Consider the following 13,742-nt stretch of genomic DNA (forward strand, 5'->3'; position numbering starts at 1 on the left):
AAGTCTTCTTGTATGCCCGTCCGAGGTTGTGCACGGTTCGCGATCCGGCCTTGGCAGTCCGATTGCTCGGCTCGCCGCTTGCCGGATCATGACCGCACGTCCCAGTCGGGCATTCGTGTCATGTTCTGATTCGTTCAACCGACCTATGGCACATTCTATTCCCAAAACTTGAGCGGAGATGACTCAAGTTTTGGATTCCTTCCTGCCGGGAACCACGACCAAGTCTCAGAAATATGTGAAACAAAAAACACAAAGGCCCAGCCGCCTCCCCTAACAAGGGAAGCGACCGGGCCAGTGTTTTGTCAGTCAGCTTATGCGCGCACGATCACGTTGCGCAGGTCGCCGATGCCTTCGACATGCACGATGGTTTCATCGCCTGGATCGAGGTGACCGGAGGCATTCGGCGTACCGGTCATGATCACGTCGCCGGGCAGCAGCGTGGAGAAGGACGAGATCGCGGCGATCTGCTCCGGGATGCCGTGGATGAGGTTCGCGGTGGTGCCGGACGCCATCGGCACATCCTTGCCGTTCAGAGTGAACGAAATCTTCGCGTCGCGCCAGTTGAGATCGTCACGCATCACGATCCACGGGCCGAGCGGGCAGGAGGTGTCGAAGCCCTTGGCGCGCGTCCACGTGGGGTCGATGCCCTGCAGGTCGCGCAATGTCACGTCGTTGACGCAGGTGAAGCCGAGCACATAGTCCATCGCCTTCTCCACCGGCACGTTCTTGGCGATGCGCCCCATTACTACGGCCACCTCAGGCTCGAAGTTCATGTCCTTGGAGCAGGCCGGGTAGACGATCGGGTCGTCGGGGCCAATCACCGAAGTGGACGGCTTGGTGAAGATCACCATATCCTCGGGCGCGTGCGCGATCTCGGAATGGCCTGCCTCGTGCATGAACTGCGCATGGGCCTCATAGTTCTTGGCAAGACCGTAGACCTTGGAGGGGATCACCGGGGAGAGCAGGCGGATGCCGTCGGCGTCGAGCGCGTACCGCTTGCCCGTGGGGGTGACCTGACCGCCAGACAGCGGATGGCCGTCCAGCTCGACGAGATAGTCCTTGCCGTCGTTTTCGTCCTTCTGCACGAAGGCGTAGCGCGGCGAATCATTCAGCGAAAAACGTGCAAGTCTCATAGCCATAGCCACCAGCCTACTACGGCGGGCCGCCGCCTTATCTATCTCATCTATCTTCTATCTTATCTTCTACCTTACGAGAAGATAGAAGATAAGATAGAAGATAATAGATAAGATAGAAGATAATGCACTACCGAAGGAAACAACGCGATGGAAAAACTCATTGAAGGCCCTCATCTGGAATTCAAACGCACATGGGTGGACGGTGCCAAACGATCAGCCATCGCCTTCGCCAACACCGACGGCGGCACCATATACCTCGGCATTGAAGACGATGGCACCGTTATAGGCATCAACGACATTGACGAAACCATGCGCCGTGCGACGCAAGCGATTTCTGACGGCATACGTCCCGATGTCATGAGCTTTGTCTCCATTGATGCCGAAACAATGCACAGCATGCCAATCGTGGCCGTACATGTACAACGGGGAGCACATCGCCCCTACTATCTAGCCGATAAAGGGATCAGGCCTGCAGGCGTATATATCCGTTCAGGAGCAGCTTCCATCCCGGCATCAGAATCCTCCATCATCGACATGATCAGGCAGACCGCAGGCGACTCCTTCGAAGATGCGATATCCCTCAATCAGGAACTCACCTTTATCGCAGCCCAGCAAGCATTCGCAGACGCGGCACTGTCATTCACGCCACAAGCACAGCGCACACTTGGGCTGGTTAATGCAGACGGAGTTTACACCAATCTGGCCTGGCTGCTCTCAGATCAATGCGATGCCTCAATCAAAGCCGCCGTATTCGCAGACGAAGTCAAGGAAGTATTCCTGAACAGGCAGGAATTCACAGGTTCGCTCATTACCCAATTCAATCAAGTCAATGAGTTCATAGCGCGGCATAATGCAGTGCGCTCACATACGGACGAGGCGATGCGCCGCGTGGATAGCTACGACTATTCTCCCTTGGTATTGCGCGAGGCATTGCTCAATCTCATTGTCCATCGCGATTACGGGCTCTCAGGTCCTGCACTCATCAGCGTGTTCAGCAATCACATGGAATTCCTCAATCTCGGCGGACTGCCGGCAAACTTCACTCGCGCAGACATGATGAACGGCATCTCCTCTCAGCGCAATCCCAAACTAGCCAACGTGTTTTACCGTCTCAACCTCGTAGAGGCATATGGCACAGGCATCCGAAGAATCGTCGGAGATTACAAGAACTGCGCGACTCAACCTTCATTTGATATCAGCGATCACGCATTTCGTCTGGTTCTTCCCAAACATCAACAAACGCCTTTCCCCTCGGCGCAATCATCGCTCCCATATTCCGGAACGCCGAGCGTCAACTCAGCTTCAGAAGCCGCGCTGCCAATTAGGCAACAACGAATTCTCGATTACGCCAAAGAACACGGCAGCATCACCCGCAAACAAGCGCAATCGGTTATCGGAGCCTCACAATCCACAGCAGCGAAAACCATCAACGCATTGGTCAACGGCCAATTACTGATACGCACAGGCAGCGGACCGCGGACAAAGTACCAGCCGGCTACAGAATCGTCACACTAAGCACGTTCGCCGCTGAGGAACCGGGCTTTCCGCCACTTTACCGCCAGCTTTCCGCCACTTTACCGCCAGCTTTCCGCCACTTTACCGCCGAATCCGCCAGCTTTCCGCCACGTTATCGCCAATGCGACGACCATGCAGCGCAAACATAGAACGGGCTGTCCCGTTTCGCAACTGGCGGAGCGGAACAACCCGTCGCTTCCCGTAGCGTCACGCCGGTCTCGTTCGACCGTGACCGTGGCCGCGTCCTCGCACGCGCTATTCAGCGGCCCGGCCGCCTACTTGGCGGCCTCGGCGGCGAGCAGCGGCGCGACCTGCTGCTCGTAGGCGGTCAGGGCGGTGTCGATCACGTTGTGCATGTCGTAGTACTTGTACGTGCCCAGACGCCCGCCGAACACGGTCTTCGGCTCGGCGGCGGCCTTCGCCTCGTACTGCGCGTAGAGGGCCTTGTCGGCCTCGGTGTTGATCGGGTAGTACGGCTCGTCGCCGCGATCGGCGAAACGGCTGTACTCCTCCCACACGACCGTCTTGTCCGGGTTCTGCTGTTCGCGGCGCTCCGGGTTGAAGTTCTTGAATTCGATGGCGCGCGTGTACGGCACGTCCGCGTCGGAGAAGTTCATCACCGGGCAGCCGAAGTGGTCGCCCTCGTCGTAGCGGACCTCCTTGAAGTCCACGGTACGCCACTTGAGATCGCCCAGCTCGTAGTCGAAATAGCGGTCCACCGGGCCCGTGTACACGACCGGCACGCCCGCCTCACGCAGCGCCTTCTTGTTGTACGGCTGCGACTCGTCGAAGAAATCGGTCTTCAGGGAGACGGTGATGCGCGGATCGTCGATCATCCGCTCCATCCATTTGGTGTACCCGTCCTTGGGCAGCCCCTCCCACGTGTCCTTGAAGTAGCGGTTGTCGTAGTTGAAGCGCACCGGAAGACGCTTGATGATCGACGCGGGCAACTCGGCCGGATCGGTCTGCCACTGCTTGCCGGTGTAGTTCTTGATGAACGCCTCATACAACGGACGGCCGATCAGCTGGATGCCCTTATCATTCAGGTTCGCCGGGTCGGTGCCGGCCAGCTCACCGGCCTGCTCCTCGATGAGCTTGCGCGCTTCGGCCGGCGTGTACGCCTTACCGAAGAACTGGTTGATGGTGCCGAGGTTGATCGGCAGCGGGTATACGACACCGTCGTGCGTGGCGTACACGCGATGCACGTAGCCGGTGAACTCGGTGAAGCGATTCACATACTCCCACACACGCCTGTTGGACGTGTGGAACAGGTGCGCACCGTACTTGTGAATCTCCGCACCCGTCTCCTCATCGAAGTACGAGTACGCGTTGCCGCCGATATGATCGCGCACGTCGATGATATGCACACGCGCACCCGCATGCTCCACCGCCTGCTGCGCCACCGTCAGGCCGAACAGGCCGGCACCAACCACCACCAGATCGGGGTACTCAACCACGTTCGCGTTCGCCGCCGCAGTCGCTTCACCCTGTGCCATGCGTCACCAACCTTTCATCATCCATGTTCACATGCGCTTGCATAGTCGCTTGGGTTCATGGTAGCGCGACCCTGACACCGCGGCTTCGGCTGGACGCTACGGACAGGCACCACGGCTGTCCTGACCTATCTGGTCGCCACCGCACCAATCTGTCCGATCGCCCGCCCCGTTGCAAATTCCTCTCACTGACGCCACACCAGCAAGAGGAATTTGCGACAAGGAGAACCATAGCCCGGATAACCGCATCAGCATGGACTAGGCTGGTGCTTGGTTGATCAAGACAGTGACAACAACGGCCAGCGTGCGGCAACGCACGCGGTTGCTGCACGCGGTGCCCGGCAACAACGCCGGCGACGTCGGCGCAAACCAGACACAGGCGCAAACACAGGAAGGCAAGTCGATATGAAGATCGCGGTTGCAGGTACCGGTTACGTGGGACTTTCGGTGGCGCTGCTGCTGTCCCAGCACAATGAGGTGCACGCGCTGGACATCGTGCCCGAGAAGGTGGCCATGCTCAACGCCGGCAAAAGCCCTATTGTGGACACGGAGATCACCCGGTTCCTCGACGGCAACCAGTCCGGCGACCGTCCGCTCGACTTCCATGTGACGCTCGACCCGGCGCAGGCGTACACGGGTGCCGATTACGCGATCATCGCGACGCCCACCAACTACGACCCGCAGAAGAACTACTTCGACACCTCAAGCGTGGAGGCTGCCATCGCCGCCGTCCGCGAGCATGACCCGGATGCCTGGATCGTGATCAAGTCCACGATTCCGGTGGGATACACGGCGAAACTACGCGAGGAGCTGGGCGACAGGCGCATCCTGTTCTCCCCCGAATTCCTGCGCGAAGGCCATGCGTTGTACGACAATCTGCATCCGAGCCGCATCGTGGCCGGCGCACCGCAGGATGACGAGGAGGCAGTCGAGGCCGCGCACCGGTTCGTCGAACTGCTGTCCCAGGGCGCGGAGCCGTCCGAGCACGAGCGCATGAACCCTGATGGCACGGAAGGCATCCCGGAACTGGTGGTGGGAACCACCGAGGCCGAGGCGATCAAGCTGTTCGCCAACACGTATCTGGCCCTGCGCGTGGCGTACTTCAACGAGCTGGACACGTATGCGGAGAGCCGTGGTCTGAGCACGCGCGAAATCATCAAGGGCGTATGCCTCGACCCGCGCATCCGCGACGATTACAACAACCCGAGTTTCGGTTACGGCGGCTACTGCCTGCCGAAGGACACCAAGCAACTGCTCGCCAATTACGACAAGGTGCCCCAGAACCTCATCGAGGCGATCGTGGATTCGAACACCACGCGCAAGGACTTCATCGCCACGGAGATCCTGGAGCTGGTGGCCCGCGCGAAGGCGTCCGGCGTGGCCGACCCTGTGGTGGGCGTGTACCGCCTGACCATGAAGGCCGGTTCGGACAATTTCCGCCAGTCCGCCATCCAGGGCGTGATGAAGCGCATCAAGGGCAAGGGTGTCACCGTGCTTGTCTACGAGCCCACGCTCGACCAACCCGACTTCTTCGGCAGCGAGGTGACGCACGACCTCGCCGCATTCAAGCAGCGCGCCGACGTGATCGTCTCCAACCGCTGGAGCGACGACCTCGCAGACGTGAAGGACAAGGTCTACACCAGGGATCTGTTCAAGCGGGACTGATGAAAGGCTGGCGGTGAACTAGCCAGCAGCCTTGCGCAGTCGCCCCGCGGCCGAACGAGGCCGAACGGGCCGAGTTGGGGCGCCGCGCCGCGCAGCTCCTCACAGACAGCCAACCGGAAAGCACTCGTTTGCTGCTATCTGCCTTCAGTGAGGTACATTCGTGCCATTGCGGAAAGCTATCTGCCTTCAGTGAGGTACCTCAGGGACGAAAACGCAAGTACGAACCTTGCAATTACGGCACAGTGACGGTGTTTATACTCGAACTGTCCAGCTTTAGGAACCTCACTGAAGGCAGATAGCTTTCCGAAAAACACCGAATGTACCTCACTGAAGGCAGATAGTAGCCCATTCCCATGCAAGCATCCGACCGGCCCTATGCTGCGGCAGAAATTCATTGACCGCATTTCCGGCTCCGCCTGCCAGAGGAGCCGGCAGCTTTCCAGCCCTTCCACTTCAAGCATGCTTGGGGTTCTTCGTCCCCTTCACAACTTTATAGCGTTTTCTATTATAGAAATTTCTATAATTCCATCATCAATGCTCGAGTTACATATATATAAGGAGCTACTGGGCCGGCTTCCGCTTCCCAGCGCCTCCATTGTGCCGCGACCCGACAGATTCGACTGTTTGAAAAGCATGTCTATGACGCCAAGGTCAAGAACATGAAATAACGCTGGGAGTTGCCCCAGCTGTCCAAGGAAACAAAATGGCCCGCAACAGTATGCGTTGGGTGGTACGTGCATCGCACAACCCAACGCATCACACCACGTCAGCCAGGCCCGCCGAGACACCTCGTTCATGCATCCAACAGCCAGCGCCATGCCGGAATGGCATCAATGCTCCCTTCCGGCACCTCAATCCGTTCTTCATAATCCGCGGTGACGATAACTCCGGAATCCACCTGGAAGCGGCGCATCGCCGCCCGCAATGCCCGAATCTCCCGCGTGCGCGTCTTTTCATCGTCGAGAGCCCAACAAACTTGAATCAAGTGATAGACATCCATGGTGATGGCATCGCCCACGACGAAATCAACCTCATGCCTGTTTCCACCATCCTGAAACAGCAATCGAGACACTGAGCCATTTCGCACAAGCCGGGCGTCACGTCTCAGTTTCAGAAACACCGCCGTTTCCAGCCGCTGCCCGCGCTCCAGCGCTGAAGCTTTGGAAAAAGCGTTGAACATGCCTTGGTCAATCGCATATACCTTGGCGGAGGAACGCGTGTTATCCGCCAAGGCGCGGGAGAATTCATTGACCTGGAACAGCAGGTATGCTTCCTCGTAATAGTCCAGCAGCGCCGAAAGCGATCCACGCGAAACGCGCAAACCCCGGCTCATAAGCATATTGGCTGTTTTGTTGACCGAGAGTTCGCGCCCGGACGACGCCAATGCCTGCGTGAGGAACGCCGATGCAGCCACAGGGTTGCGAATGCCGTACCGGTCAATCACATCGCTGGCCAAGGTGCGATTCGCGTACTCCTGCAACAACGCCACAGCGTCAGGCACTCCCAGCCCCTGCACAGTAATGAAGCCGCCACGTTCCAGATAGCCGGCCAGGCCATGCTTCAGATGAGCGATTTCCCCCGACGTGAACGTCCGACGCCCATTCATGTCAACCGGCACACCACTGAGATCGACACCATGGAATCGCATGTACTCCGAGAAGCTCATCGGGAATAATTCTCGAGGCAGCGAGCGGCCTCTGAACTCGGTTGCCACTTCCCGCGATAGCATTTTCGAAGACGAACCCGTCACGTACATGGTGACGTTCATCGTATCGACGAGACGGCGCAGGAACATGCCCCAGTCCGGCACTTCCTGAATCTCATCAAAGAAGAGATATACGCCTTTCTCTCGAACATCTGGATACAGCTCAAAATAAGAATCAAGCACATCCTGCAACAGCTGGGCGGTAAATGGCTTCAGCCGCTCGTCCTCGAAATTGAAGTAAAGAAGGCGATCCTCAGACACACCGGAAGCAAGCAACGCACGCATCTCCTGAAACAGGCGGTACGTCTTGCCACACCGCCGTACACCGACAATGGTACGGACCAGATTGCCCCTTCGAGGTTCCGGAGCCTCCCCCAGATCAAGATCACGCGGGAACACTTCAGGTACTCCCGCGCTCTTCCATTCGCGAATTATGCTTTTTACCAGATCGCTCACACCAGCACCCACCTTCACCGTCGTCTTGATTCGCTATTCTATATCTTGACTTTTCAGAGAGCAAGATTTATATGAATCTTGCTCTACAGAAGAGCAAGATTTACTCTTTTTTTGAGCGAGACAGCGATATCCAGCTGGCGCAATCCGCACAGCCGCACGCCCGAAAAGCAGGTCTATGACGCCAAAGTCAAGAACATGCGCTGACATTCAGCCATGATTGACGCCGCTCCGCAGAAGGTTAACAAAAGGTGAACTAGTCCTGAACTTGTCGCTATAATGCCCGAGGTACGTAGTCGTAACAGGAACGGGCAGAGCAGTGATCGATACCCGAAAGCAAGAGGAACCAACAGCGGAAGCGTCGGCAGCGTCGGCTGAAAACGCAGCCGACTCAGTTGAGACGGCAGGCACAGCACCTGACGCAATCAACCCCGAAGGGACCGATACGGCGGCCGACACGGCGGCCAATACGGCGAATGAAGAACCCGAAGGCACACAAACCGACAAGCCCGAGGCAACCAGCCTCGCCTCCATGCGGCAAACACTGCAATCTCTCTGGGCCAAAGCAAAGCCGGCCCGCGAGGCATGGGGCAAACGTCCGAAGCTTCCCTACACGCTGTACGCCGTGGTCATGGTGCTGATCGACGCGGCTGCGGTGCTGTTCATCCAGTGGGGCATGTATTCGGAGCCAACATATGCCGATCCGAATGCGGTGGACAACACCACCAAGATCCTCAACAGCGTGAAAGGCCAACTCACCAAGTTCGTCTCACAGATGTGGCTGGAGGAAGACAAACTCAATTGGCTGCTGAACTTCCTCGCCCTCGGCATGATCTATCTGGTATTGGTGTTCGTGCTGAATCGTTTCTGGGTGGCTACAGCCGTGTTTTCCATCATGACGGGCGTCTATGCCGTGGCGAACAGCATCAAGGTCGATCTGAGGAACGAGCCGATCATCCCCTCCGACCTTGGGTTCCTCACCAGCGGCAACGGCGGGGAAATCGCATCATACATCCCGGAGAACAGCCTAACGCTGGTGCAAGGCACCATCAAGGCACTGATCTTGCTGACCATCATCTGTCTGGCACTCCAGTTCGTCGACCAGCGCCGATGTGTGATCCCATTCCATTGGCGCAAACCGTTCCGCGATACGAAAACCATCATCGGCAACGCCACACGTGTCATTGCGGCGGCAACGAGCATCGCGCTGCTGTGTACGTTCACCTGGACGCTCAGCATACCCGGCGCCTGGGGCTATGAATGGGCGAAATCCTGGGGTGATTCGCCTCGTCTGTATAACGCTGCGGAAGACGCCACGGTCAATGGTCCTGTCATCAATTTCCTGCGTCTGGCGCACCCAAAGATCATGGAGAAACCGGATGGCTACAGCCGGAAGACCATGGAGGAATTGGCCGGCAGATACACCGACGCGGCCAACAGCACCAATGAGTCGCGCGTCAACAACCTGACCGACAGCACTGTCATCATGCTTCTTTCGGAGACGTTCTCCGACCCGACGCGCGTGCCGGGCATCACCTTGACCGAGGATCCGATGCCGAACATACGCGCGCTGAAAGACGCCACGACCTCAGGTCTGATGCTCTCCCCCGGCTATGGAGGCGGCACCGCGAACATCGAATATCAGTCGCTGACCGGCCTGGATCTCGCACTGTTCGACGATTCGATGCAATCCATGTATCAGGAGCTGGTGCCACATCAGAAGAGCCCGTTCGCATGGAACCAGCTGTGGAACACCGCCTATGGCGAAACAGGCTCAGTGGCATTCCACCCGTATTACAAGAACATGTATCTGCGCGACGCGAACTACAAAAAGTTCGGTTTCGGCACGTTCTACGCGTTGGATAGCGACCCGGCAATCACCCATCAGGACAGAATCGACAATTCGCCATATGTGAGCGACGCAGCAGCCTATCAGAACATCATCGACCAACTGAACAGCGAAGAGCATCCCCAGTTCGTGCAGATGGTCACCATGCAGAACCACATGACCTATGACGGCTGGTATGCCAACAACCAATTCGATCAGGCGAATATCACGGAGAACCTCAACGATTACGAGCGCGGTCAGATCAATACCTATACCAAGGGAATCAGTCTCACCGACCAGGCGACCGCCGACTTCCTCAACCAGCTGAATGCGATGGACAAGCCGGTCACCGTGATCTTCTATGGCGACCACCTGCCGAGTTCCTACCAGACCGCAGCCTCAGACGATGCGAATACGCTCGCATTGCACGAGACCGACTATTTCATCTGGTCAAACAATGCGTCAGCCTCGGCTGGAACGAAACTGGACACCAGCGCCAGCGCCACCGCCTACACGTCGCCGAACTACTTCATGGCGTTGGCTGCCGAGCATATGAACGCCAAGGTCTCGCCATATCTCGCCTTCCTCACCCAAGCCCGCACGAAGCTCCCGGCGCTGGAACGCCTGGTGCTTGGCGCAGGCGGATTCACCACCGACACATCGACCACATACCTGGACGCCGAAGGCAATGCCGTCAACCGTAACGGCCTTTCGGAGCAGGCGGACAACATGCTGCACGACTATCAGCTCATTCAGTACGACATGACCGCCGGCAAAGGCTATCTGGCGGAGACGGGCTTCTTCGACGTGGGGTGACTGCGCGCGTAGCGCGTCCGTAATTGCAGGACGGGCTGTCAGCGAAGCTGACTGGGGGGAGAGAAAAAGCTGAGACACTCAGTTATTTGTGAGACAGACCACTAGCAGCAGCGCCTATGTCTCCTTAAGCAAGTCTTCGTTGCGGATCACGGGCGCGTTCCTGACCGCCGGGCGTAACGCATCCAACTGGACGGCGAGCTTCGACTCGTCCACCACAGGAATGTCAAGCAATGAGCGGGCTGCGGCGTGCAGGTACTCGTTCAGCGCTTCGATGCGGCCGTCTTCAAGCGGGTATGCCGGATCGTTCTCCAACGTGACATCCAGCGCCCTGCGCAGCATCTCATGCTGCGCGGCCCCCATGATGCTCGCGCACTGGTCGCGGAACGTCATGCGCGAGTTCGACGGCTGTCGCTCCTCCAGCACTTTCGGCGTCCATGCGCCATGCTCCCAGTCAGAACGCATGTCGTTCTTGAACAACGACATGTTGTGGTCGAATAGAGGCGCCGGACCGAGGATGTGCCCGGTATGGTTGTCCCGCAGGAAACCGTGGTTGTTGGCGTGGCGGTCCTGGTTGACGATGAGCGCGTCGAACACGAGCATCGTGCGCATCGCCTCGAACGACGCTTCCGACACGGCACGGGCGGCAGCCAAAATCTCAGGGAACGAGGCCAGCTGCGTGGCCGCGTAGAACGGCACGAACGAAACATCCTTCGAGTTCATGGATGGACACACCGATGCCAGTTTGCCTTTCCAGCGGGCGATACGATAATCGACCGCGTTCACGCCGAGCTTGTGTGCCAGCTGGGAGGCGAGGTACTCGGAATACGGTTCCAGCCCAGCGTTTGCGTAGCCTTCGGAACCGGCCTTCCACAATTCCAGACCATGTTGCATATGCCGCCACGCCTTCGGGAACTGCCCGTCCGTCGTCCATTCGCTCGACAGGCCGATCTCATGCTTCTCGCTCGACGTGTACCCGGTGTAGGCCACAATGGCGAGCGTATCGTCCAACGGATTGTCATATAGATTGATGTCCGCGAACTTCAGGTTCTCGTCGTCACGTTCCACCCAGAACGAATCATTGACCGACAGTCCTTTGCACAGGTCGATGATGCCAAGGGTGTCCGAAATGTTCAGCCCCGCCTGTGCGAGGATTTGGGCGGCAAACTCGCGATTCTTCGGGATCGTGCGCCGCTCCAGCCAAGTGGCGAGCTTCACGTCATCCGGCTCAGGAGCCAACGGGAATGGGAGCAATGTCCGCTTCGACTCGTCGAACCAGCGGATACGGGCTTCGACTTTGCCGGCCAGCAGCCCCTCACCGTACGCGGCGTCGAATCGAAGCAACGGAGCGTCATACAGACGAAGCACATAACCGGTCATGACTGCTCCTTCCGGCCCAAACGCCTGAGCGTCCACACGCCTGAGCGCCCACACGCCTAGGCATCCGCACGCGTACCTTCGTCGGACCCGACACAATCCCATACGCCGACAACTGAGTACAGTATAGGCAAAGCCTTTGGAGACAAGGTCTTGACGGCGTGACGATTGACATCACTCGCGAGCCGACCCTCCCGTTCCTGCACCGCGCGGCATGCGGACCGCTTCCGTGTGCCATACTGTTCATGTCCATGTCGCTTACGATGGCCCGCCGGTTCCGGCCGGGCCGCCGACGTATCAAGGGGATGCCATGACGCAGGATTCACCGCTTGTCTCCATCATCGTGCCGGTGTATAACGCCGAACAGTATCTGCGGTATTGCGTGGATTCGATTCTGGGGCAGTCGTACACGAATCTTGAGGTGATTCTGGTGGACGACGGCGCGAAGGACTCCAGCCCCGCGATTTGCGACGAATACGCCGCTCAGGACGACCGCGTCACGGTGATTCACCAGACCAACGGCGGCATCTCCAAGGCACAGAACGCCGGCTTGGACGCCGCGCACGGCGAGTACATCGCATTTTCGGACAACGACGACATCCTCGACCGCCGCAACATCGAGTACCTGCTGCATGCGCTGCTCAGCACCGGCGCTGATATGAGCAAGGCCCGCTGGCGTCAATTCGGCGTCTCCCAGCTGGAGGAGGTGGCCGCGGGGGCGGCAGTCGGCGCCGACACCCCCGGCACGATCACCGTATTCGAGCACCCGCTCACCGCCTACCAGACCGTGTTCTGCAAGAGCCTGCGACTGGTCGGAGACAGGCTCGGCCGCCATACCGAGGCCCGCTACTTCAACGAGGCCAACTGGTGCAGACTGTACAAACGCGAACTGTGGGACGGCATCAGATTCCCGGAGGGCATGTATGCGCAGGATGTGATGGTGGCCGGCGAGCTATACTCGCGCATGGGCAAGGTGGCGGACATTGATGTGAATCTGTACAACTGGCTGCAGTCGGCTGGGTCGGTGACGCATAAGGAACGCAGCTTCAGCTTCTACCACGACAACTTCGCCGCCGGCGCCCACAACTTCCGCCTGTGCCTGGAGCAGGGCATACGCCCGGGCCGCAGCTACTATACTTTGGTCGGCTCCTATCACGAGGAGGCCACCGCGCCGGACTTCAGCACACCCGAAAGTCAGGCGCAGCGCGAACTGGATACCCAGGAATTCCGTGAGCTGCTAGACAAGCTTCCACTCCCCCAGCGACTCCACTGTGCCGCGACCCGACAGATTCGACTGCTTGAAAAGCAGGTCTATGACGCCAAGGTCAAGAACATGAAGTAGTCACCGTCTTATCACACCAACAATATAAGTAGGGTGCTGCGGGCCATATTCATTTTCACAGATAATCTCACGCACTTCGAGCACGCCTGCCTGCGTGGCAATATACTCGCCAAGCTCAGGCAAACGAGCCCAGTGCCAAGAAGATACCCTCCTAAATCCTCTTCCCAAAGTAGATTTAACATACTCGCATATCCACATTTCCATTGCTTTCAGCCTTTCTCTGGAATCCCTCCCATCGTACTGTTTTGCAACGGCGTAAACCTGAGTTACTTTTGGGGATTGCCAGTAAGCAGCAGACCAGAAGCCGTCCAGCAAACCTTGACGGATCAGGTGTAAACTGTCATGGACAGAGCAGAGCATATCCATTAGATTACGTCCGTTTTCGCATTTTTGCGGTTCTAAGAGCACTCACAAC

9 protein-coding genes are annotated in these 13,742 nt (G+C 58.2%); 4 read left to right on the plus strand and 5 right to left on the minus strand.

From position 1 onward, the window contains the following. Positions 1-311 precede the first annotated feature (311 nt). A complete protein-coding gene (locus tag BW14_RS08060; protein ID WP_181162344.1) occupies positions 312-1,133 on the minus strand; it encodes a fumarylacetoacetate hydrolase family protein in 822 nt (273 codons plus the stop codon). Between the two features lie 150 nt (positions 1,134-1,283). Between BW14_RS08060 and BW14_RS08065 the strand changes: the two genes are divergently transcribed. Beyond that, positions 1,284-2,651, plus strand: coding sequence for an RNA-binding domain-containing protein (locus tag BW14_RS08065; protein WP_140490069.1), 1,368 nt, complete (start codon positions 1,284-1,286; stop codon positions 2,649-2,651). Positions 2,652-2,926: 275 nt separating this feature from the next. Here the strand turns inward: BW14_RS08065 and glf are convergent, their stop codons facing one another. Then, complete coding sequence (gene glf, locus BW14_RS08070; RefSeq protein WP_140490071.1) at positions 2,927-4,147, minus strand: UDP-galactopyranose mutase; 1,221 nt, start codon at positions 4,145-4,147, stop codon at positions 2,927-2,929. Positions 4,148-4,549: 402 nt separating this feature from the next. Between glf and BW14_RS08075 the strand changes: the two genes are divergently transcribed. Continuing rightward, complete coding sequence (locus BW14_RS08075; RefSeq protein ID WP_044089852.1) at positions 4,550-5,809, plus strand: nucleotide sugar dehydrogenase; 1,260 nt, start codon at positions 4,550-4,552, stop codon at positions 5,807-5,809. A gap of 793 nt (positions 5,810-6,602) precedes the next feature. On the opposite strand, the gene BW14_RS08080 is transcribed toward BW14_RS08075, so the two are convergent. Beyond that, positions 6,603-7,970 (minus strand): ATP-binding protein, encoded by a 1,368-nt coding sequence (locus BW14_RS08080; RefSeq protein WP_140490073.1) that lies wholly within the window; start codon positions 7,968-7,970, stop codon positions 6,603-6,605. Positions 7,971-8,286: 316 nt separating this feature from the next. On the opposite strand from BW14_RS08080, the gene BW14_RS08085 reads away from it, so the two are divergent. Further along, positions 8,287-10,611 (plus strand): LTA synthase family protein, encoded by a 2,325-nt coding sequence (locus BW14_RS08085; RefSeq protein WP_181162342.1) that lies wholly within the window; start codon positions 8,287-8,289, stop codon positions 10,609-10,611. A 114-nt stretch (positions 10,612-10,725) separates the two neighbouring features. On the opposite strand, the gene BW14_RS08090 is transcribed toward BW14_RS08085, so the two are convergent. Further along, positions 10,726-11,988 (minus strand): HipA family kinase, encoded by a 1,263-nt coding sequence (locus BW14_RS08090; protein ID WP_140490075.1) that lies wholly within the window; start codon positions 11,986-11,988, stop codon positions 10,726-10,728. Positions 11,989-12,295: 307 nt separating this feature from the next. Between BW14_RS08090 and BW14_RS08095 the strand changes: the two genes are divergently transcribed. Next, positions 12,296-13,327 carry a glycosyltransferase gene (locus tag BW14_RS08095; protein ID WP_140490077.1) on the plus strand — a complete coding sequence of 344 codons (1,032 nt, stop codon included), beginning with the start codon at positions 12,296-12,298 and terminating at the stop codon, positions 13,325-13,327. Here the strand turns inward: BW14_RS08095 and BW14_RS08100 are convergent, their stop codons facing one another. After that, positions 13,328-13,693 (minus strand): hypothetical protein, encoded by a 366-nt coding sequence (locus tag BW14_RS08100; protein ID WP_140490079.1) that lies wholly within the window; start codon positions 13,691-13,693, stop codon positions 13,328-13,330. Positions 13,694-13,742: the final 49 nt, after the last annotated feature.

The sequence above is a fragment of the Bifidobacterium sp. UTBIF-68 genome (assembly GCF_006408855.1).
Lineage (GTDB): Bacteria > Actinomycetota > Actinomycetes > Actinomycetales > Bifidobacteriaceae > Bifidobacterium > Bifidobacterium reuteri.